Below are 21,137 nucleotides of genomic sequence, written 5' to 3'. Positions count from 1 at the left end.
ACCATCCGTCACTGCATGTGATGGCAATTGGGTCAAGAGTGAGAGCGACTGAACCTATGACAATTGAAAAGGACGCCGTCATGAATAAGCTCCTCATCGCGTTGCTCGTAATAATCGCTCTTGCAGGGTGTTCGCGTTCCGATGGCCTGGATGATAGCCATACCGTGAAATGGTACATGGCACACGATGCCGCAGCTAACCCCTCTTTTCTTGTTGGCTTTTTTGGATCGGCGAATTCGGGTAACAAACGCACTCCCTGCGAGGCCAGGGAGACTGAAGCGCAAAAGGCCCCGTAGGATATCGCCCCATTATTCGGGGATGATAGCGGTGACAGAATGAAAGAATAAACGAGTGACCGCTTTCGCTGCGATGCTGTCATTGGAGGTAAGAGCGCACCGGGGGTAGGACGATGGCACCCTGGTGTTCCTCGTCTTCCTCAATATACGGATGAAGCTCCAGAAATTCTGACCCGCACCCCATGAGTTTCTACTCTCTGATATCAATCGCGGGGTCAGGGAATGGCACCTTCAGACTTGCCAGTTTGGCATGCGTTACCCTGTTGAGTAGAATCCACAGTTGCGCCTTTGACAGCCTGGGGAGCAGTTGGTGGCAGGTCTCCGTGCCCTTGAGATGGACCATGAACGAGTGAACTCCATCGCTGGGTGAGGAAATGTATAATTAAATCCATCTTCTAATTAGAATGAGATCGCACCGTGCTCTAGGCATTCAAAAAGGATATTAATGACCCAGCGGCAAGTATGATATAGGCTTTACAGGGTATAAGGTGGGCACCTCGCCGGAGATTCAAGGCTTGATGACATGCGTTGCATCGCATTGGAGATCGCACGATTTTAGACGCTGGCTGCTAGCCAAAGTAGCTGACAACTGGGAGCGCTTTGTATGCTGACCGGCAGTAAGGAGCAGGCAGTTTACACGCCTAGCGAAGACCCCATGTATCGACATAATCCTTTCATTGAAGCTTTGCCGCCCATCTTGCCTATGGAAAAGGTGGCAAGTCTTCTGCGGAGGCACCCGGTATATCACCAAAGTGAGCGCGAATTAGCAGCGAGTAAACGTCTGGAGGCAGTGCAACGGATTGCGAACTATGTAGAACCGCTGCCCATTTTCCTGGAGCTTGAGCAACGCTTTTCGCGGATGCTTCGCAACGGCTATTCACCCCGCAACCCGATCTCTGCCGAGTGGATCAAACAGCTTCGCTCTGGCTTCCCTGATCTCGATTGGGATCGTGGAAAACCCGATTATCAACCCCTCGTCCGCTCTACCGCAGCGGGCTTTGCCATAATTGGTACCAGCGGAGTGGGTAAGACGACCGCCGTTGAAAGCGTACTCTCCCTTTACGCTCAGCAAATCCAGCACTCCGGCAAATATGGAGGTCACGCGCTTGATCGTGTCCAACTGGTTTGGCTGAAACTTGAGTGTCCCCAAGATGGATCATTGAGGGGGCTCTGCCTGAATTTCTTTCAAGCCGTTGATGAGATTGTCGGGACCCGCTACTACCCTAAGTTCGGTAATAACCGACGGCGATCCGTCGACGAATTGCTTCCAGAAATGGCTAACGTGGCTGCGGTACTGGGGCTAGGGGTTTTGGTCATTGATGAGATCCAAAGACTGAATGAAGCCAGTAGCGGTGGTGCAGCCAAGATGTTGAATTTCTTTGGTCAAATGGTCAATCAGTTTAGTGTTCCTGTTGTACTGGTGGGGACATTTAAAGCGCTTCCGCTGCTGAGTGGTGAATTTGCACAGGCGCGCCGTAGTGCGGGACAAGGAGATCTCGTCTGGTCCAACCTGCCTCAGGATGATGTTTGGGATTTCTTTATTGAAGGCGTTTGGCATTACCAGTGGACCAAATCGGAGACCCCGCTAACGCCGACGATCCGCAATGTCCTATACCAGGAATCACAAGGCATTGTAGATATTGCGGTGAAACTCTATATGCTGGCTCAGTGGGCAGTGATAGGACAGGAAGATGAAACAATCTCACCGGAACTGATTGGTGATGTTGCCAGAGACAGCCTGCAACTCGCTCGGCCAATTCTTGAGGCGCTCAAGAAGCGAGATCTTGCCGCACTCGGTAGGATCAAGGATATCATGCCGCCCATCAGTGACCTCGAACAATATTTACGTGGAGCACGCGAACGGGTAACACTCGAAGGAACGCTTGATACGATGAAGGCTCAGCGTGTCGCACAGCAAAAAAATGCTCATAAGGAACCGGACGAAATTTTGATGCGCGTCGCCGAGGTTTTGCTGGAAGCAGGGTTCCCTGTCGAGATGGCCCACCAATGTGCTGAGGAGGCATTGAAGCAGCATGCCGACGAAACAGAACTGGCACCGGTGATAAAGGATGCCCTGTTGCGAGCCGTCGGCGTTCGGCCTCCGTCAAGTGGTACAAAGAGAAATTTGTCACGCAAGGACCAACACCAAGAGACGCAAAAACCGGCAGTGGAAAAAGCGTTGGCTGAAATGATTAACGTGCGAAAGGGGGAGATCACGCCCCATCAGGCGCTAAATAACGCTGGGGTCATTAAGCCAATAGAAGAATTCTGGACTAACAAATGATAGCCTTCTTCCCTGAGCCATACCCTGACGAGTTACTCTACAGCATATGTGCACGCTATCATATTATGAGTAGGAATCATGACTTTAGACACACGGTAGAGGACCTTTTTGGTTGTCGCCAGGCTTGCGCTGTATACGACTTCCCTTCTCGACTTGCTGCCTTATGTGGCCGGTTACCGAGGGGCAGCTCACATACACCGGCGAGTCTGATACGCAATCACACACTATTTCCACTTTATCAGCCATTTCTAACGGACTATTCTGCCGGAAAGATTGCTAAGGACATGGCAGCCAGTAATCAAGGCGGAACCATTCACTGCTCAATTGGAGTAATGGCCAGCTCTATTAAATCGCCCCGTTTCCTACGCTATTGTCCGGTTTGCAAAGAGTCTGACATCACTGAATTCGGAGAACCTTACTGGCATCGTGCACACCAGATAGCTAATTTGCGGGTCTGTCATAAACACGGTTCACCACTTAGTGACTCTGACGCTGTGATAAGTGCACCAGTTAATAAACATGCGTTCATAGCCTTAGATTATAATCCCGTTATCCGCACAGGAAACCCGTCACATGACAACCTCGAAAGGCACATTACCGTCGCTAATGCGGTCTCCTGGATTCTTCAAAATAATTTACCCACATTAGGATTTGGTAGAATTGTTCATGCATATCATCGTTTCCTAAAATTACGGGGTCTGATAACTTGTGAAGGGCATGTTCGACAAGACGCATTTCGTCAGGCATTTTTAAACTACTATGGTGAGGATTTTCTCCAGGAAGTCGGATGCGTCCTTGTCAACGGAGGCCACCAAGGATGGCTCGCGGCCATGGTGCGGAAGCGACGTAACTCTGCGCACCCTTTACATCATTTGCTTCTAATTCAATGGCTCTGCAGCACTCCAGAGGTTTTTTACCGTGCATGCCTTCAAATACAGCCGGAGATAGTCGTGCCGAATGCCCTCAACCTGTCGGGTATACACGCGAAGCACCACCAACCTGTATCCATGGCTGCGGACAGAGAGGGTCCTGAAATATCAAAAGGAGCAGCTTTGGTTCAGAACAGCCAATTGGGAAAACGCCGACGTGAGTGGCTTGCCATCGTACGACGTTCCTCAGGCGTTTGCAGGAAGCAGCTGCGAGCGGCTAACCAGGCGGCTTTTGGCTGGCTATATCGGAATGATCACGATTGGCTGTATGACCATCTTCCTGCACCGCTACCGCGCGCTAAGGCTCAGGACCTGCGTGTTGACTGGAACCAGAGAGATCAACATTTCGCCAACGAAGTGCGGCGGTCAGCGCAGGTAATTCTAAGCGAAGCCCGGCCTAAGCAGGTGACGGTGACGGCCATAGGGACCCACATCGGTTGTCGAACACTGATACAACGTCATCTGGATAAGATGCCTGTGACGGCAGATGAACTCCGACAATGGGTAGAATCTACAGAACAGTTTCAGATGCGCCGACTGGATATCGTCGCTCGCAGACTCCAATCCGAGGCGGTGGAACTTAAGTCCTGGCGTTTGGTGAGGGTGGCAGGTTTGCGCCCCGGCTACTCTCCGGCTGTGGCAGCGCGCATCCAGGATTGGGTTGGTTAATCTATGGCTAGCATTCAAGTGTAGTATGGCAAGGAAGCTCCTTATTGCTGACTGGCCGTTTGGGCAAGGCGAACTAGCGACATTGCACTGGTTACGCTCACCTTATATGGCTGGTGATGATCGTGGCTGGTGCGTCGACGCTGTATTTCGTGGCGTGGAAACTGGGAAAAGTCATGATATCTCTCTGCCGTGGGGCATGCTGCCATACCTCAGGCTGGGCATGCTATTCGAAAATGGCAGACCAAAAACACGATCTACAGATGCAGGACAAATATCTATTGTTCGCCTTTTCAATGACGCGAGATTTGGTTTGCGGCGTGTCGGGGGGGTTGTTTTAAAAAATCTCTACCCCCTTAATACGCAAACAAATCTTGATGAGTTATGTATTAAGATTGAGAACGAAGATCAAATAATATTGGTCCCATGCATAGAAATAGCAAGGTCATTTTTTGCACAATCTAGATTTTTGTCTTACGCATTGTTGCAGCCCGACAGTTTCTCCGACTTTGTGCGGGCCTGGCACGCTGATGAAAAAGTGACTCTAGAATTTTCCAGTATAGTTCCTAAAAACATGATGAAATCAGATTTTATTATTTCAGTAGCAAAGATACTTTTTGATCAGGAATGGTCGGATAAGTGGCGCGCTGTGTGGATCCGGCGTGCAGCGAAGGCATTAAAAATAGACGATAGAAATTATCCAAAGTTAGAATGCTGGCCTCCTGTAGGACAGAACAGCAGTTGGAAGGTGCGCGGAGTCACTTGGAATAATCAGTTACTCGTCCTGGAGATATTGGGAACGAAATATCGTGGCAATTTACCTTTTCATGAAATTGAATACTCACACCCTAGGTTAAAAAAAGGGATTCTCGGAGATGAACGCTCTGTGTCGGGATCGAAGCCTGTATCGGAGGATGCCGAGGACGAAACCCTCGTGGAGAATGTGGTTTCATCACCCAGTCACTTGGGTCGGCCCATCGTTCTTTACACAGAACGAGCGGAGCATTGCTGCTTGACCGTCGTCACTCCCCAGTCAGTACGAGAAAAGGTCGTAGTCATAAATAAACTGACAGGAGGCTCTGACCGGACCTCATCGACGGGTGACATGGGAACGAAAGCAATACGGCCTGTGAGTTTACAGGACGAAGGAAGCTGCGGCGACGTGGATGCCGGAGAATTTACAGGGGGCGATAAGTCAGGTGATATACCCCCTAATTTTAAAAAGTTGATCACCGCAATGGAATGTGTTCAGGAAGCCCACTTACGTTTGCAGTTTGAATATCAAATTGGTTTGGCAGGATCCAGGATTGGCGGGGGCGACGAAGAGCCTATAGAATATTTGCTGATCACGCTAAAATATGCGGATGCTACCGGCTATATACTGGATGTGGATCAGTCCACTGGGCAGGGCATTTCTACGGTGGTTTTCGAGCTGGTTAAGCCCGATGTGGTGGTGGACAAGATCGTTAGAAAACTGGTGGACGACTGCATTGCCGCTAATGGATTCCTCAGCAAGGAGCTTTTAAAGGGTCAAGCAGGGCGGATCCGATATGCGTTGGCTAAACATACGCAGACAGATGGCTATGAATATGGCTTGAGGTTGGTCAGAAAGCTGCCTGGTATTATGAAGCAAATAGGTGAGTTAAGCTTTTATTTTGGGGGTTGGTGATCCTGGGGGTGGATAGCATCATTTCCCCGTAGGGCGTACGACTACTACTGTAATCCCTGCCCGACTAAAGTGGCGAGAGCGCATACTATAATAGTGGTAGCCCCTGAATCCCACACGTTTAGACCGCGCTTAGTATCCCTTTGCATTGTTCCGGGCTTGTTCAGGATTTACCTGCTGCAGGAAAGCTATAGTGGGTGGACGATCCAGACGCAGCAGGCTTGGTCACATCGGTTAGGCGCGCGGCGGCGAAGGGGATGGGCTTCTCATGGCGACCGCCCATCTCACAGTCAGTATACAACATTATTCTTCAACCGGCGTGCGCGTGAAATTTCTGAGTATACAACATTATTATTTTTTTCTGGAGCATGAAAAATTCCAACTTATTGACTATAAAAAGATTTCAAGTATACAACTATTTTTTATCTATACAATGTTGTTAACGGACAAAAAAGTATCATCCCGGACAAAATAGTTTCATCCTGGCGTTTCCCCTGAATTACGGGGGGCTGGACCTGCTTGACAGACGCACCCGACTCTACCGCGAATAATGCAGGCATGGTCATGGGGTGGTGGTCCTCGGCGAGGCCTTGCTCACGGACGACTGGCTGCCGTAGTATTCTCTATGATCTGATGACAGTTAAAGACTGATAGCCGTCATTCGGCTTTTTGGATCAGGCCTTGTCATCAGGTTATCTGTGGATTTGTTCCGTAGCACGATTCCTCCTACCTAATTATGCGCTATATTGCGGTGCAGGTAAGTTCAGTCTCATCCTAGACGTCATTATACTCGTAAAATTAGTAAATAGCAGGAGGGTGATACTATAATAGTATGTTTATCAATGCATTGCGGCGTTTAAGCCCTGTCCTTCCCGCTCTTGAGAGCGTCAGCCAGGCTGAGGGCGGAGAGGATGTCCACGGAGTTATAACCGGGATCGCAGAATGTCTAAGTACTATTTCCATTGAATAGGTTCTCGACCATTGTACGTCATATTTTTCCGCCGCACACTCACGCCTTCGATTCGTCTGTCCTGACTTTCAGCCCAAAATTTTGGTTGTTTATTGTCGTTACAGGAATCGGTGCCGGACTGGGAGCAGATGGATTGATGGCCCTACTTAAGGCCGTCCAGCATGTCAGCTATGGCTATGAACAGGGCCATTTTCAGACGGCGGTAGCACAGGTGTCCGCATGGCATCGGTTGGCCGTATTGATCGCAGCCGGACTGCTGGCGACTTTTATGGTTTGGCTGTTGCGTAAGTTGTCTCATGGCGCTAACAGCGACATTGTCCACGCTATTTGGTTTCAATCCGGACGCGTGAACTTCTGGCACACCATAGTTCAGGCCATGCTTTCTATGACCATTGTGGGGATGGGTGCTTCGCTCGGACGGGAGGGTGCGCCCAAGCAGGTAGGGTTGGCTATTGCCAGTGTGCTTTCCCGTTGGGAACGTCTGACATCGGCAGAAACCCGGTTTCTTGCGGCTTGTGGCGCTGGCGCCGGCATGGGTGCTATTTACAACGTGCCTCTCGGGGGCGCGCTTTTTGCGCTGGAAGTCCTGCTGGGCACCGTTGCTTTACCGCTTATTTTGCCCGCCATGACCGCTGCATTGATTGCTACAGCGGTATCCTGGATCACCCTCCCTAACCAGCCCACCTACACTATACCGGTTTATTCGTTCCATCTTGGAGAGTTGCTCTGGACCCTTCTCTTCGGACCATTGGCTGGGGTCATGTCCGTTTTATTTGTGCGGCTCATTATTTGGGTTGATGCCCATAAACCACAGTCCGGATGGTCCATGTGGGCCCCCCTACCCATGTTTGCCCTGCTTGGCATTCTCGCCATTCCCTATCCACAGCTTTTGGGGAACGGTTTGGATATCACTGAGTTTGCCTTTAGCAATCAACTCCCGTTGCTCCTGATGCTGATTCTTTTTGTGCTGAAACCATTGGTGACAGCCGGATGTCTCGGTAGCGGCGCCCCGGGTGGACTCTTTACACCCAGCATTACCTACGGCGCTGTATTTGGCGGTGCCATGGGCGATTTATGGTCTTTTATCTGGCCCGGAACCCCAATGGGGAGTTATGCCGTTATCGGTGCCGGCGCAGTGCTCGCCGCAACGATGCAGGCCCCCCTGGCGGCGGCAGTGTTGCTTCTGGAGCTCACCCACAATACGATGGCTATCATGGTCCCTATTCTGCTGGCTATCGCAGGTGCCATCATCACGGCGCGTTTACTGGATATGCGTTCCATTGATTCGGGTCCTGCCAGCATTCAGCCTTTTATTGAGCAAATCACAAAGCGCCCTTTACATACTGCGTTTAATGATCTGATAACCCCATCGCTGAATATTGTGCCCGTATCAGCCAGCTATAGCCAGCTTGTGTACTGGATGACCGCCGATAATGCTCCGCAAAATCTCTATGTGCTCGATCACAGTGGTAAGCTCGTCGGTGTAATTTCGTCAGAAAAGCTTTGGACGGCGGACGCGCTAACGCGCACCATGGGTATCGCTGCGGCCTTTGATTTGAAAATGCCCGTAACTGCCATTAGATCTGATCAAAGCCGAAAAGAGGTACTGAACCTTTTACAACAACCATCTTTTTCTCAAACACCGGTGGTTGAGGGTGTCACCATGCAATATATGGGTATCATCAAAAAACCTGAAGTTTAGACATCTATGAATCGTGCTTGTCCGGTTGATGTACCCAAAAGGTGAGGGTATGATTTCAGTCGATGCAAATGGACATTTTTCAACACGATGACCTTCCTTTTCCGCAATTTCTGCCCGAGTTTCAACGGCTGCGCTGGCCGGGCGGGTCTGTCTGCACTTATTGTGCAGAGATTGGCGATCCCAGGCGAATAGCCACGTGCCCCAGCTGAGATAGATGTCGCCAATGCCGTCGCAATACCGGACTTACCGTTGGAACGGTGATGGAAAGTTCTCACACACTTCTTCATAAAATCGGGTCTGCGGTCTTCATCCACATATGTCTTTGAGAGCCAACCGGATAAGCACAGTATGAACCTCTCCGGTTTGGCTCTCCACTTCGAGTGGGTTAAGCCGCAGATGTAAAACAGCGCCTGAGTGTGTCAAGTTTATTCATCTTTGATCAGATCGGGAATTTTATGTTTATGTTTTAGTCCATAGAGTTACGAAGCATTACAATACTCCATAGGTGGCAAATGTTTGGTGCTGTCGCATGGTCAATGGCTGACGCTGATTGGCACCCAGACAACGAAGCAGGGTCCACCCGGCGGCAGCCTGGGTTGTGGGCGGCAAGCTGCGACGTGTCGCGTCTGGTCGTTACGCAGTAACGAGCCGTCCACAAGGCTGTGGAGTTTATGGGTAAGGCGGGGCGCTAGGTGATGTGTTGTCATTGTTGACATCGCCGCCACGGAATTACATGATAGCCTCCATGAAAGCCACCTTGATCACCAGCTTCAAGGATGTTGCGCCGAACGGCGATCTCATGGAGATGGTGGTGTGGCGCGTACCAAAGCCTGTGCCGCCATGTGGGCACTGCTCAAGTACCGGCTGGTCTACGTGGTCAACGGCACAAGGGTGATCGGCTATGACAACGAGCGTGGCAAGGGCGACCATCGTCACGTCACCGGCGAGGAAAATGAATATACGTTCACCAGTGTGGACCAGTTGATTGAGGATTTCACCGCGGAGGTGGAACAATGGAAATGCGAACACTGACCATTACCGTACAACCGGACTGGAAAGCAGCCCTACGCGCTGCGGGTAAAGCTGCGCAGGCGGAAACCTACCAAGGGGAAACCCTGAACTTTGAATCGCCGGATCTGTTCCTGGGCCGACTGACCGCGCTACGATGGTCTCTGGTGCGTCAGATCATGAGTGCGGGGGAAGTATCCATCAGGGAGCTGGCCCGGCGGGTAGGCCGGGATGTGCGTCGCGTTCATGACGACGTGCTGGTGCTCGCCGAACTCGGACTGATAGAGCGCACGACCAGCGGCGGGGTGCGCTGCCCGTTCGCCGACATTCATGTGGATATGCACTTGCGCAAGGCGGGATAACGCGGTGACGGAGAAAGGAATATGACACGGCGCATGATTGTACAGACAACCGATCCTTATCAAATCCAAGAGGTCATTGAAAAGGATGGGCGGATTCATTGGGAGATTTTTGGTCCCTATGGATTTCTCAGCGATCATACATCGTTAGCTGATGCGGAAGCGAAGATAAAGGATCTCACCAAAGGTGTTACGCAGTAACGAGCCGTCTGCAAGACGGTAATCGGGCTGGTGCATGTGTGAGTACGGTCAAAGATATTGATGGTTTTGGATGCGCTGATGGTCACGTAGCGTGAGGGGCTGGGGGTAAACCCCCTCGAAGAACTTGAACAAATGCGCCTGTTGGGGGAATGTCATTTTCCAGCCAAGAAAAGGACCCCGCCAGTGTGCCATAACCTTCTGCATGATCCCAAAATATTTCAGTTGTTGTACCGCGTTGATGAGGCCCTTGCCGAAGAAGCCAGGACCACCCGGTGTGCCTGTGGTGGGAAGTGGCATCGGGCGGACTACCCCCGCAAGCCGAAAGGTTGTTTACGGGGTTTCATAATGCGGTACGCCCCGCGCTTCAGTTTCTGCTGCAGTCACTGCCGCAAGCGCAGAACGTCACCCTCCGTGCGTTTTTTCGGGCGCCGGGTCTATCTGGCCCTGGTGATCCTGCTGATGGCCGGGCGGCTGACTGCCAGAACACCGGGCGCTCAGGCGGTTTGTGCTTTGCTCGACATTCCCGGCCGCACCTGGCGAGACTGGTGGATACAGGACTTCCCCATGACGGCCCTTTGGAAGGCGGAAGTCGCCTGCTATCTGCCGCCGGTCCACCGGGAAGAAATAAAAATTGATGAGCCCCTCTGAATATACTAAACTATTTTCAATTTAGGCTGAAAACGGGGTAGTCTGGTGTCCTTTTCCCACGACCCTCGACAGAATTACTTACTCGCGGCGTTGCCGTCAGACACACATGCCGCAGCTCTTTTTCCCAAACTGGAATTGATCGCGATGCCGCTCGGGATGTCAATCTACGAATCCGGCAGACCCATACAACATGCCTACTTTCCTACCACCGCCATCGTGTCATTACTGTATGAGACAGAGGATGGCGATTCCGCCGAAATCGCCATCGTCGGCAATGATGGCGTGGTCGGCATTTCTCTCTTCCTGGGGGGGGGGACGACTTGTAATCGGGCCGTTGTGCAGAGTGCTGGTTACGGCTATCGACTGCCCTGCCAAACGCTAAAGGATGAATTCTCACATGATAGTCCGATGCAGCGTCTCCTGCTGCGATACACGCAGGCATTGGTGACGCAGATGGCACAGACTGCCGTGTGCAATCGGCTTCATACTTTGGATCAGCAGTTTTGCCGATGGTTGCTACTAAGCCTTGATCGCCTGTCATTCAATCACTTGGTCATGACCCAACAACTGATCGCCAATATGCTCGGAGTGCGCCGTGAAAGTGTTTCTGTGGCTGCCGGAAAGCTGCATGAGGCGGGCTTGATCGACTACAGGCGGGGCCACATTACCGTCATCAATCGCCCCGGACTGGAAGCACGCGTCTGTGAGTGTTACTCCGTGGTAAAAAAAGAGACAGACCGCCTGCTTTCTGACATCTGTATTCCGTGACCGAAGATTCATGGTGAGATCGTTGCACGGTCAAATGCTGTTACGTCCATCGCAATCCCAGGTTCAAAAGGAGCTTTTATCCCGTGGTCACTCAGGGCGATCTGAAGAACTGCTCCTGATGGAACGTAGGGCATAGGAAGTGTCGGCACCTCTCTGCTATCGTGGGAAGTTCTAACGCTTTTCACTCAAGAAAGAGGCCCGCCCCTCGTATCGTATCCAGCATTCTGTCTCTGCAACAGCCTATCGACACCCTTTCCCGTACCCCAGAGATCTATCGGCCTGTCCGCTGTTCCCATTGTGGGCTCAAGTCTCCATGGCGCCACGGTTGCTATAGCGGCACATATCCCGCCACCCACCAGCTCCCAGCACCCCATACAAGAATCCAAGCCACAGCACCCAGGAAACTCCACCAAGCGAAGCGCCAGAAACCCATCTTGGCATTGCCCGCCACATAACCCTGCAATTGCCGCAAGGGAACGAGGAAGCGCCCCAGCATGACGGCCATCGGACCATGTCGTTTGAAAAAACGATCCGTCTTCTCCAGGCGCGACGCGGTGATCCCAATCCACCGACCCCAGCGCAGCGGAACAAGGTGACCGAACCGGCTGCCGAGGCCGTAAGCCCCATAATTTCCCAGAGTGGCGGCGATAACGGCCACCGGAATAAGCGGCCAGATGGAGAGTGCGCCATCCCTGACTAAAAAGCCCACTGCCACCAGTATGGATTCCGCAGGCATGAAGAGCACCCCGAAACTGTCAAGGAAGAGAGCTCCAGATATGGCCCACAACCCGTATCGATGGAGGATGGGCAATGCCGAGTGCGCGGCAGAAAGCAAAAACGGCGGAATATTCACGGATTATCTTCCTTGACGGGGTTTCATCATCGCTATCAAATCCGGTTTTCGTCAATTATTTCTGGCCCTCCGCATCCCGGACCATGACGACGAGGGCAGGTTTGGACCATCGCCAATCCCACGCACTCACCATACGCGTGTGCCGGTAAACCGATTTCCTGCCATAAGGTGGAGTGGTCGGTGGTTTACGGTTGTCTATCCAATGTGATGCAAAGCACAGAGGATACGTCGCGGTTGATTTACCATCCCTCATATCTCCTGCTTCAGGTCCATATCATGTCTCATATTCAAGACGCACAACAGTGCCATCGGTTGCCGCCTGATATCGGCCAGCGCGTTTATTCTCCCGGTCCGTTTCCCGTTACCATGGATTTCACTACAGCCTCTGGCAAACCTTTGAGGGTTCGGGTTCCTCGCAGCGTTTTTGATCAGCTGTGTCTCCACCACGGAAATGCCTATAAAGCAGGCTGTTGGATTACGGTTCGCTGTTGTGAGGTCGAAACATTATCCATAGAAACGATTGCACGCTATGTGAATATGATGGCAAAAAACATGCTGAATCGTGATGGGACCATGCCACAAATGTTGCCCATTGAGGTTTCCTCCACCATACTCTCCACCGTGGGCAATTAGGTTGCGCTGTCAAAGCCCCCTAATTTTATCCATGGATGTCCAATCGTTCATTATTGGTCCGGTCTGAAAGTGTGCGTAAGTGGAAACGGTCAACTGATCAGGGTGACTGGTGTTAAGCAGGCCAGTCCGCCCACCAAGGCAATCCCACTTCCAGGCAAGGTGAACCCCATAAAGCACCATGCCTTCCTGCAGCCCCCCTCAAAAGCCCCATCGAGGGCGGGATAATGGCTTTTCAGAAGAAAAAATATGTATTATTTATAATGTGCTCCACATTTTGGCTGCTATAGGGACACGTGGTGGGCGATCAATTGCTGCAATCTGTGGCAAGAACAGGAAAAGTGCGTCATTGGTGGATTTGGCATCATCCAAGGTACGGACATGGGACCACAACCTCCCCTGTAGACTAGTAGAACAGACCCGCGCCATGAAATGATTGGGCGCCATAAAAAGTCGCAAGGCCTTATCAAGAATTCTCAGATGTCTGTGTCCAGTGTCTCCATACGGCGCGCCCGGCTGGCTCGGGTCAGAATATCCCGCTCATCTGCCAATGCCCGCTTGGCCACCTGAATGGCCTCTTGCAGATCCTGGCGCTTGGACTCAACCAGGTCACCACCAGCATCCATCAGGCGTGCGGTTTTCTCCTGGATTTCATCAATGAGTACGCCGATACGTTCTTCCGCCAGCGACTCCAGATTACGCAAGCGATCCCGTCCCTTATCCATAGCGCGACGCAGCTCCTGGCGCGTCTCTGCGCCACTGGCCGGGGCCAGCAACAGGGCACCAACCGCACCAACCAGCACTCCGATAACAAAGCCTTCCGCATTCTTCATAGTGCTCTCCTCGCTGTTTCCAGCTAATGTTTCCGGGAAAAATAACGCCATCCCGTGCGCAGCGCACGGTACCATAAGCCCAGTTCGTGAAGCGGCTGAACCAGGGTATCCGTCGTGTCCATAATCTCCTGACTCAGATATTTGAGCGTGGAATCCACTCGTCCCATCTGTGCACGCCCAGTCTGGGTGATATGTTTAATGTCCGCCAAGGCTATCTTAATATCAAACATCAGCGGTCCAAGATCCTGCTCAACCCTGGCCAACAGCCTTTCCAGACGCAAGTGAGTCCGTAGGAGTAAAATTGCAGATACCGATATGATGCGCACAGGCTTCACTAGAATGGCAATACATGCCCCATCACCGCCAGTCCGGCGATACCAAGGACTGATGGTCCACCATATTCCGCACCCCAACATCTTAAAAGCCACGCAATGAACCGCGTGGCCCAGGGAGCCTATGACTTACCGGTAAAACGTAAGGCTCGCTTCGAACTACCTACAGTAGTAGGCATGGACCTGATCTGACCAAGTTTTATCCGCCATGTTCGGCCAGTCATTTTTATCGAAACCAGGAGCACCTTTAAGATATTCCTTTTCTACATTCAGCACAAAATACCTGTTCTTTGCGTCGAGTGTTAAGCTTATCCAAGGCACTGCGAATAACTTTTCCCCCATTCCCAGAAAACCACCGAATGACAGAACGGCGTATGCCACCTTACCATCATGCAGGTTAAGCATGATTTCTTTGATACTGCCGATGTTCTCAGACTTGTGGTTGTAGACATCACTCCCGATCAGCGTTTCAACGCCCATAAAAGCGGGGGCGGGGCTATTTTCGCCGGCAGATGTGGTTATGCCCTTTGCACGACTTTTGTATATGCCATATTGATCACGATCTTCGTAATTCATGAGAACTCTCCTTTGTGAACGAAATACTACTTCAGTCCTTATTTTTTATTTTTAAATCGTTTTTGACCATTTTCACGCCACCGACAGCCGCTGCAATACGAACAGCGTTTTCGGACTCTTTCATGTTCTTAACAGTCCCAGTCAAGGTCACGGCACCTTGCTTAGTATCGACGTGTATATTTAAGCTCTTGAGCATTTCATCTTTCATCAGCATGGCCTTCACTTTTGTCGTAATGACCGCACTGTCCATATAACTACCCACACTGCCATTCTTCGACGGCATTTGTTTCTGCTGCGCCATGGCTGGCGTTTGGCCCGATGTTGTCCCATAACCGGCAGCCTGCCCATTGGCATCGACCGCAGCTGTTAAACACAGGAAACAACCAACAATGGGAACCAATTTCTTGTATGAAATATTAGTAGACATTATATAACTCCTTTGTTTATACATAAATTACAGGATGGTCGCATACCGTTTGAAGCTGGTTTCTGATGCAGGCATGCTATATTTGCACGGCACAACGGAACGTCAAGGGCTTCGCAGTGCCGTCTCGCGGATTCGGCGGCGTTCCAAGAATGTACCAGGAGAGCGCCTATGGCCTGGCCGACGAAAAGTAGGACGTAGTTATTTGGCATCCAATAAGATACCGAAAAGGCAAGCAACAAATTGGCATTATGTACAGCGCGAGATTGGCTAAGGTAAACCCTATTATGTTCCTGGCACGGTCCTGTAATGACAATGGATTAGCCTGATTCTGGTAGTTTGCGTTAACATTCATTGAATTATGCCTTTCGCTGATGGACGGTATGCGTCCAATTGAACAGCGCGCTAATGTTCATTACCTTGACTGTACCCAACCAGGTCTGGCCGATATGGGTTGAAAACGCCAGCATCTGCGATATACCCGAATTCTGCTATTGAGTAGCAACCAGGAAAGTGATGTCCACTATTACCTAGTGCTGAATGTGTTAGCATGTTTCTTGCCTGCATCTTTTCCATGCTCTTGGGCAAAAGCCGAATGCCCATTGGCTGAATGTGCCTGATGCGCGGCACCCGCAGGATCGCCTGCTTCATAGAGCTTCCTTATGATGCTCCTGTGTCTTCATTTTTGATGCGTCCTTCATCGTTTCCAGCGTCATATGATGTCTCCGTATTAAGCTCTGTAATGAGCCAGATACAATAAGATAATCATGTTATGATTAACGCACAGCGTAAGGTGTTCTATGAAGTCTGTCTGTGTGGTTTATAACATATAAATTTAATTTAACTGATGTTCTCTGCCTGGCAATGCGCCGCCAAGTGAGGCGCGCTACGGAATAAAATAAACTCTATGCGTCTGACCAGCGCTCTGCAGAGCGTCAAAAAGAGCGGCTAGACCCTGAAAAAAGCAAATAAAAAACACGCATAGAGCATGCGTGTCAAATGCACAGGGCAAGAAAATCTCTACTACCGCGTCAGGTGGACTTGCGCAGAGAGTTCAGCAATATCGACCCACACCATTCCCGTGCTTCGGGCTGAGCGCATCTTAAATATGCTGGGATGGATGAGTTCGACTACATTCCGCGACCACCAAGGCCTCGATCGTCTGTGTGAGCGGCTGCACCATAAAATGCATCTATGGATTTTGACCAGGTGTGGTCTGTCATATTAGGCCACTGATCCTTGTCAAATCCGGGCGCATCTCTCAAGTAATCTTTCTCTACGTTCAGAATGAACCGTCTGTTCGTCGTATCGAGCGTGAGTGCAGTCCACGGTACCGCAAAAAGCTTTTCTCCCATGCTCAGGAATCCCCCGAACGAAAGCACCGCATAGGCGACCTTTCCACTACGCATGTCCAGCATGATCTCCTTGATGCTACCGAGATCTTCCTCTCTCTGATTATAGACGTCATTGCCAATAAGCGTGTTAGCACCCATCAGCGCGGGAACGTAATCATCCCCTACGCGGGTCCCGGTAGTAGCGGATGCTCTGTTTTTGTATATCCCATACGGATCACGTTCTTCATAGTTCATAGCACTACTCCTCATTAAATTATTATTTAGATAGCTTTGACTTTAAATCTCCAAAGTCGCCCCGAATCTTCCCGCGGAGTTTTTCTACTCCCCCATCATGTTCCTGCTCTTTGCGGCCAGTAAGTTTACCAATCTCTTCTTTGACCTTGCCTGTAGCTTCTTTACTACGGCCTTTTACTTGATCTCTGTTCATGATTGCCTCCATGTTTTACTATTCGTAAATACGCCGTGCCCTCGATTGAAATATCGAGAAGTAGCACTCTTTAACCGGAATGCAGATGAAATATGCCAAAAAAGCTGAGCAACCACATGATTACGACAATAACCACCACAATATTCAATATCGTCTTAATCGAAGAAGCCATGGGTAAGAAGCTGTTAATTAGCCAGAGCAATACCCCGACGATGATCAGAACCAACACCACATAAATTAAAGCGCTCATAATCTCTATTCTCCAGCGCTATCCGGCGCAGGGTAACATGTATCCATCCACCCACCCACCCTTAGATCTGCGGGACCCCATCCTCTATCCATCTGCCGGACAGGGCGGGGATGGTGTACTCCACGATGGCGCCTAGTTTTGGGTGGTCTTTGCCTTTACGGAAGCTATTTCATGCTTCAGTTTGACAATCTCCGCTTTTCCGGCTTGTATCCGTTTGGTCTCCATGGCAGCGGCTTTCCTGTTATGGTGATAAAACGATAATTCATGGTATAGCTCCTTATCTGTATTCAGTTCCGAGCGATTTCTCCGAGGTCCAGCAGCCTTCCTACCGAATCCCCCTTTATGCGTTATATTTACAGACAGAGTTTGCCTCGTGTCTGTACGTTAATTAACATTGCGGTAAAGCTCTGCATCAGAATCCGGTAAATTCAAGTGCTCAACACCAGCTTTTCTGCAGACACTGGCAACCTGCCCGTGCAAACAGGCCCCATATTCCTTGTAAACTTTTTCCAGCGGCCTTGAGGTGGCTGTCTGTCTCAGCCAATATGTTGGCTAACGCACATATTACTAGCTTGAAATGGCCTGGAAATTAAAATATGGTGCTGTATGGTTGTCGCATGTTTGGAATGGTGGCATCGCTGATTTATGCTACACTTCGGATGGGAGGAAAGTATCCGTAGTGTGCAAACATCGTCTATCTGATTAAAGCGACAATGGTTGCATGCATGCGAGTTACGAGAATTACGTGATGAACATTAGCCATCAAGTTATAACTCCTTGCATTTGATGCGGTCATGGAGCGCGCATTCGGCTTCATTGTGGAGCGATGTTTTCTGCTTGGGTTTGGCCGGATAGGCAAGGGGAAGTCCATGGTGAAAAAAATTATTCCGAGACATGTTGGATTTATCCCGGACGGGAACCGTCGCTGGGCCGTAAGTCAAGGTCTACGGAAAGAAGCCGGCTATGCGCACGGCGTAAACCCTGGGCTACTTCTGCTCGAAAGATGTAGGGAGTATGGGATCAGCGAGGTGTCTATCTATGGATTTACTCAGGACAACACCCGGCGGGTCACCGTCCAGACGATCGCATTCAGAGAGGCTTGTGTTAAATTTGCCTTTGAAGTTGCGCGGCGTGGCGCAGCACTGCTTGTTGTTGGTGATGAGACGTCAGTACAATTCCCTGATGCGTTAAAGGAGTTTCGGCAGCGACGTGGTTCTGGAATGAAGGTAAATTTTCTGGTCAACTACGGTTGGGAGTGGGACCTGGCTGGTCTTGGCTGTGGCTGTCTGCGCTCCAGTGACGTTTCACGTATGGATTTGATCGTACGTTGGGGCGGGGGGCGGCGGTTAAGCGGTTTTCTTCCGGTTCAATCTGTGTATGCGGATTTCTATATTAGAGATGAATATTGGCCTGATTTTGATATAAAACATTTGGACAAAGCGCTTGATTGGTATAATAAACAGGACAGGACGTTAGGGGGTTAAGCAAATACCACATTAATTGTTACTTACGCGAGGACTTGACATGATTGGCATAATTCTTCTGGTAATACTTGTTATGATTTTGTTAGGCGTATTTCCAGCATGGCCACACAGCAGAAGCTGGGGATATGGTCCGAGTGGTATCGTTGGTGTAATACTTGTCGTACTAATTATCCTACTTCTTCTTGGCAGAATATAAGAGCTGGACTTTATTTCTGTGACTTTTATGGAGCTGGAGCGTGTGTGAAACAGCGAACCGGTCTCTTAGAAGCCTTGCTGCTAATGCGTCGCCATGGTATCAAAAGTTGAGCGGTAGAATGCATGTTTATCTCAAGCATGGCAAGTTCGTTAATTCGTGGAATCCTCCCCTTGAAAAGGGGGGTTTTTACCCTGTTGGCGCATTGATATAATATCAGCCACCCCGTTTTAAGCTACAGGAAATGGGAATGTAATTCGTCGTTTATTTCTCAATTTTCACCTGGGCAAAAGGAGTTGGCATAATGGGTTGATGATATGGCTTTTCAGGTTGGTGATAATGTCCTATGGGTTGGTGATGGCAAGCATTATTCTATTGGTTTTATAGCTAAGGCCGCAGCGACTGATGGTAACACTATTCACATCAGATATCCCATGTCTTACATTTTAGCAAGGGCCGTATGGATGGACGGTTCGCCGGCCCTGAAGGTTCTCACTCCGGTCCAGAGGAGCAAGGAAGATCCATGAAAATAAAATGGTTTGATAAGCCGCAAAAACATGATTACCCAGCTGCCGCCTCCTATTTGAGCTTGACGATGAATCAAGGTGAAGCGGAGTCCATTGTAGACGAATTGAAACAAGCCGATATAACCGAATTTGCAGCCAAAGATATTTTCAGAGCCTCTGAACTATCTCTGCTGGGGGTGAGCAATAGCCATGTCGAGCAAGATACGGCTCAGATTATTCGCGGCGAAAAATTATCCCCTCTGTTGCTTTATAGAAACAAGATCAATGGCAAATTAATCATTGCAGATGGCTATCATAGACTCTGTGCCGTTTATAAATTTGATGAGGATGCCATGATTCCCTGCAAAATTATTTGAGTCGAGGTGGAAACGATGACCAATGAGCCTCGTCAGCACGTTGTATCTCTACCCGAACGGCGCATGCTGCATGCCCCCCTGTACCGCCTGATTTTCTAGAGCCATCGCACGAGTGGCGGCGTCTGTTTTCGGAGGCTTGGGGTACATTTCTTCTCGTGGTTGTTGCGGCCGGCTCTGTCGTTGTTGGCGCCTGGAGTCATGGCGCAATATCACTGAGCATGATGGTCGTCGCACCCGGCTTGATGGTCATGGCCATCATCTATTTCATGGGTGCCGTCGGCGGTGCGCACCTGAATCCGGCGGTCACACTTGCATTTGCGGTGCGCCGTAATTTCCCATGGAAACGGGTTCCTGGCTATATCTTTTCCCAGTTCGTCGGGGGCATCGCCGCGGCCCTTTTCTTAAGGGCGATGTTCGGCACAGTCGGCCTATTGGGAGCCACTGTTCCTGGAAAAGGGATCAGCGATTTCAAGGCACTTGTCATGGAAGTATTGTTAACTACCGGCTTGGTCAGCACCATACTCGGCACGGCCTCAGGGGCGCGCAATATTGGCTCCAACGCGGCGCTCGCCATTGGCGGTTACATCGCACTGGCTGGGCTTTGGGCGGCGCCAATCAGTGGCGCTTCGATGAATCCAGTCCGGTCTTTTGCCCCCGATCTGATACGCGGTGACTTGCGTACATGCTGGATTTACATCGTCGGCCCAATTATCGGTGCGATGATTGCCGTGGGATTCGAATGGATACTCAAAGGCAAACCCACCGCCGCTGGAACAATCGCGGCGGAGGGAAGCCTCGACTAATGCTGAGGCGATCCCACCCTACGGAGCTGTTGACCGAGGGTCGGTCTTGGTCAGCTTCTGATATATGCCGAGTCCAACCAAGGCAAGAACGGATGCAAAAATAATGATGGCCGGGTAGGGTAATAATGAAATGTTTTTTAACCCCGCCTTAAATAGGTAAACCAGCCCCTCAAGTCCTACAGAAATAATAATGATTACAAATATTTTCACTACGCCTCCCGTGATTTCTTTCTGACTCAGTGGATCCTGCGTTCTTGACAGATAGATCTCTTCTTCGATGATGTAACGGCCGACTTCAATGACTGCCATCGCGATCACCACCACGCTGATCATGTTCAGAAGCCCTTCTGATATGGATCCGCTATAGATTAAAGCAATCAATAATTTCCATATCGACCAAGCCATCAGCGACCAGGCTGACAGAAAAAGCAAACAGGCCGTAATAATAAAGCTGATGGCGATAAGCTTCTCAAATATTGTTTTCAATTTTTGATCCCTCACTGTGGAGTCTAGGCCGTAAGCGGCAACTGAGCGGCGTATCTTGTGGTTTACCGGGATATGTTATAGAGGTCGGTCTCTGTGGTCCAGCGGAACGGA

25 protein-coding genes and 1 pseudogene are annotated in these 21,137 nt (G+C 50.4%); 15 read left to right on the top strand and 11 right to left on the bottom strand.

Annotation, left to right across the window (positions count from 1 at the left end; translation table 11 throughout):
- Positions 1-900 precede the first annotated feature (900 nt).
- The 8 genes and pseudogenes from H2515_RS15290 to H2515_RS15260 all read left to right on the top strand — a co-directional run bounded on the left by H2515_RS15290 (position 901) and on the right by H2515_RS15260 (position 10,081).
- Positions 901-2,580 carry an ATP-binding protein gene (locus H2515_RS15290; protein WP_198660537.1) on the top strand — a complete coding sequence of 560 codons (1,680 nt, stop codon included), beginning with the start codon at positions 901-903 and terminating at the stop codon, positions 2,578-2,580.
- Positions 2,577-4,178: a TnsD family Tn7-like transposition protein gene (locus H2515_RS16405; protein ID WP_198660536.1), complete on the top strand. Its 1,602-nt coding sequence runs from the start codon at positions 2,577-2,579 to the stop codon at positions 4,176-4,178. The genes H2515_RS15290 and H2515_RS16405 overlap by 4 nt, the downstream gene beginning before the upstream one ends.
- Positions 4,179-4,203: 25 nt before the next feature.
- Positions 4,204-5,844: a hypothetical protein gene (locus H2515_RS15280; protein ID WP_198660535.1), complete on the top strand. Its 1,641-nt coding sequence runs from the start codon at positions 4,204-4,206 to the stop codon at positions 5,842-5,844.
- A gap of 1,103 nt (positions 5,845-6,947) precedes the next feature.
- On the top strand, positions 6,948-8,513 hold the full coding sequence (locus H2515_RS15275; RefSeq protein ID WP_198660534.1) for a chloride channel protein: 1,566 nt from the start codon (positions 6,948-6,950) through the stop codon (positions 8,511-8,513).
- A 68-nt stretch (positions 8,514-8,581) separates the two neighbouring features.
- Positions 8,582-8,788, top strand: a pseudogene (locus tag H2515_RS16215) (IS1595 family transposase); the annotation flags it as partial.
- A gap of 538 nt (positions 8,789-9,326) precedes the next feature.
- Positions 9,327-9,545 (top strand): toxin-antitoxin system TumE family protein, encoded by a 219-nt coding sequence (locus H2515_RS15270; protein ID WP_198661508.1) that lies wholly within the window; start codon positions 9,327-9,329, stop codon positions 9,543-9,545.
- A complete protein-coding gene (locus tag H2515_RS15265; protein WP_081919462.1) occupies positions 9,527-9,883 on the top strand; it encodes an HVO_A0114 family putative DNA-binding protein in 357 nt (118 codons plus the stop codon). The genes H2515_RS15270 and H2515_RS15265 overlap by 19 nt, the downstream gene beginning before the upstream one ends.
- Positions 9,884-9,904: 21 nt before the next feature.
- Positions 9,905-10,081, top strand: coding sequence for a hypothetical protein (locus H2515_RS15260; RefSeq protein WP_172804386.1), 177 nt, complete (start codon positions 9,905-9,907; stop codon positions 10,079-10,081).
- Positions 10,082-10,129: 48 nt separating this feature from the next.
- Here the strand turns inward: H2515_RS15260 and H2515_RS15255 are convergent, their stop codons facing one another.
- Positions 10,130-10,378 (bottom strand): hypothetical protein, encoded by a 249-nt coding sequence (locus H2515_RS15255; RefSeq protein ID WP_172804387.1) that lies wholly within the window; start codon positions 10,376-10,378, stop codon positions 10,130-10,132.
- 48 nt (positions 10,379-10,426) lie between these two features.
- Here H2515_RS15255 and H2515_RS15250 point away from each other — a divergent pair, with 48 nt between their 5' ends.
- The gene (locus H2515_RS15250) at positions 10,427-10,729 is read left to right on the top strand and encodes a hypothetical protein (RefSeq protein WP_232821446.1); all 303 of its coding nucleotides are present in this window, start codon (positions 10,427-10,429) and stop codon (positions 10,727-10,729) included.
- A gap of 45 nt (positions 10,730-10,774) precedes the next feature.
- Positions 10,775-11,497, top strand: a complete 723-nt coding sequence (locus H2515_RS15245) for a Crp/Fnr family transcriptional regulator (RefSeq protein WP_198660532.1) — start codon at positions 10,775-10,777, stop codon at positions 11,495-11,497.
- Between the two features lie 328 nt (positions 11,498-11,825).
- On the opposite strand, the gene H2515_RS15240 is transcribed toward H2515_RS15245, so the two are convergent.
- Complete coding sequence (locus H2515_RS15240; RefSeq protein WP_014029480.1) at positions 11,826-12,350, bottom strand: DedA family protein; 525 nt, start codon at positions 12,348-12,350, stop codon at positions 11,826-11,828.
- Between the two features lie 276 nt (positions 12,351-12,626).
- On the opposite strand from H2515_RS15240, the gene H2515_RS15235 reads away from it, so the two are divergent.
- Entirely contained in the window at positions 12,627-12,983 is a 357-nt protein-coding gene (locus H2515_RS15235; protein WP_232821445.1) for a hypothetical protein, read from the top strand.
- Between the two features lie 473 nt (positions 12,984-13,456).
- Here H2515_RS15235 and H2515_RS15230 read toward each other — a convergent pair whose 3' ends face one another.
- The 8 genes from H2515_RS15230 to H2515_RS15195 form a co-directional block, all read right to left on the bottom strand.
- On the bottom strand, positions 13,457-13,813 hold the full coding sequence (locus H2515_RS15230; protein ID WP_198660531.1) for a YtxH domain-containing protein: 357 nt from the start codon (positions 13,811-13,813) through the stop codon (positions 13,457-13,459).
- Between the two features lie 23 nt (positions 13,814-13,836).
- Positions 13,837-14,043, bottom strand: a complete 207-nt coding sequence (locus H2515_RS16210; protein WP_232821444.1) for a hypothetical protein — start codon at positions 14,041-14,043, stop codon at positions 13,837-13,839.
- A 261-nt stretch (positions 14,044-14,304) separates the two neighbouring features.
- Positions 14,305-14,721, bottom strand: coding sequence for a PRC-barrel domain-containing protein (locus tag H2515_RS15220; RefSeq protein WP_198660530.1), 417 nt, complete (start codon positions 14,719-14,721; stop codon positions 14,305-14,307).
- 31 nt (positions 14,722-14,752) lie between these two features.
- The gene (locus H2515_RS15215) at positions 14,753-15,148 is read right to left on the bottom strand and encodes a BON domain-containing protein (protein ID WP_198660529.1); all 396 of its coding nucleotides are present in this window, start codon (positions 15,146-15,148) and stop codon (positions 14,753-14,755) included.
- A gap of 402 nt (positions 15,149-15,550) precedes the next feature.
- Positions 15,551-15,796, bottom strand: a complete 246-nt coding sequence (locus H2515_RS15210) for a hypothetical protein (RefSeq protein WP_198660528.1) — start codon at positions 15,794-15,796, stop codon at positions 15,551-15,553.
- 479 nt (positions 15,797-16,275) lie between these two features.
- Positions 16,276-16,734 carry a PRC-barrel domain-containing protein gene (locus H2515_RS15205; RefSeq protein WP_198660527.1) on the bottom strand — a complete coding sequence of 153 codons (459 nt, stop codon included), beginning with the start codon at positions 16,732-16,734 and terminating at the stop codon, positions 16,276-16,278.
- Between the two features lie 22 nt (positions 16,735-16,756).
- Positions 16,757-16,927 carry a CsbD family protein gene (locus H2515_RS15200; RefSeq protein WP_014029472.1) on the bottom strand — a complete coding sequence of 57 codons (171 nt, stop codon included), beginning with the start codon at positions 16,925-16,927 and terminating at the stop codon, positions 16,757-16,759.
- Between the two features lie 70 nt (positions 16,928-16,997).
- A complete protein-coding gene (locus H2515_RS15195) occupies positions 16,998-17,177 on the bottom strand; it encodes a Thivi_2564 family membrane protein (RefSeq protein WP_065412499.1) in 180 nt (59 codons plus the stop codon).
- 869 nt (positions 17,178-18,046) lie between these two features.
- On the opposite strand from H2515_RS15195, the gene H2515_RS15190 reads away from it, so the two are divergent.
- The 4 genes from H2515_RS15190 to H2515_RS15175 all read left to right on the top strand — a co-directional run bounded on the left by H2515_RS15190 (position 18,047) and on the right by H2515_RS15175 (position 20,540).
- Positions 18,047-18,661, top strand: a complete 615-nt coding sequence (locus H2515_RS15190) for an undecaprenyl diphosphate synthase family protein (RefSeq protein WP_065412503.1) — start codon at positions 18,047-18,049, stop codon at positions 18,659-18,661.
- A 40-nt stretch (positions 18,662-18,701) separates the two neighbouring features.
- Positions 18,702-18,857, top strand: coding sequence for a DUF3309 family protein (locus H2515_RS16590; RefSeq protein WP_014029468.1), 156 nt, complete (start codon positions 18,702-18,704; stop codon positions 18,855-18,857).
- 520 nt (positions 18,858-19,377) lie between these two features.
- Positions 19,378-19,737: a hypothetical protein gene (locus H2515_RS15180; protein WP_065412502.1), complete on the top strand. Its 360-nt coding sequence runs from the start codon at positions 19,378-19,380 to the stop codon at positions 19,735-19,737.
- A gap of 155 nt (positions 19,738-19,892) precedes the next feature.
- A complete protein-coding gene (locus H2515_RS15175) occupies positions 19,893-20,540 on the top strand; it encodes an MIP/aquaporin family protein (protein WP_232821443.1) in 648 nt (215 codons plus the stop codon).
- Between the two features lie 18 nt (positions 20,541-20,558).
- On the opposite strand, the gene H2515_RS15170 is transcribed toward H2515_RS15175, so the two are convergent.
- Positions 20,559-21,026 carry a hypothetical protein gene (locus H2515_RS15170; RefSeq protein ID WP_198660526.1) on the bottom strand — a complete coding sequence of 156 codons (468 nt, stop codon included), beginning with the start codon at positions 21,024-21,026 and terminating at the stop codon, positions 20,559-20,561.
- Positions 21,027-21,137: the final 111 nt, after the last annotated feature.

The sequence above is a fragment of the Acidithiobacillus ferrivorans genome (genome assembly GCF_016250455.1).
Taxonomy (GTDB): Bacteria; Pseudomonadota; Gammaproteobacteria; order Acidithiobacillales; family Acidithiobacillaceae; genus Acidithiobacillus; species Acidithiobacillus ferrivorans.
The sequence above is the reverse complement of the archived record's forward strand: the minus strand, read 5'-3'. Positions and strand labels throughout refer to the sequence as shown.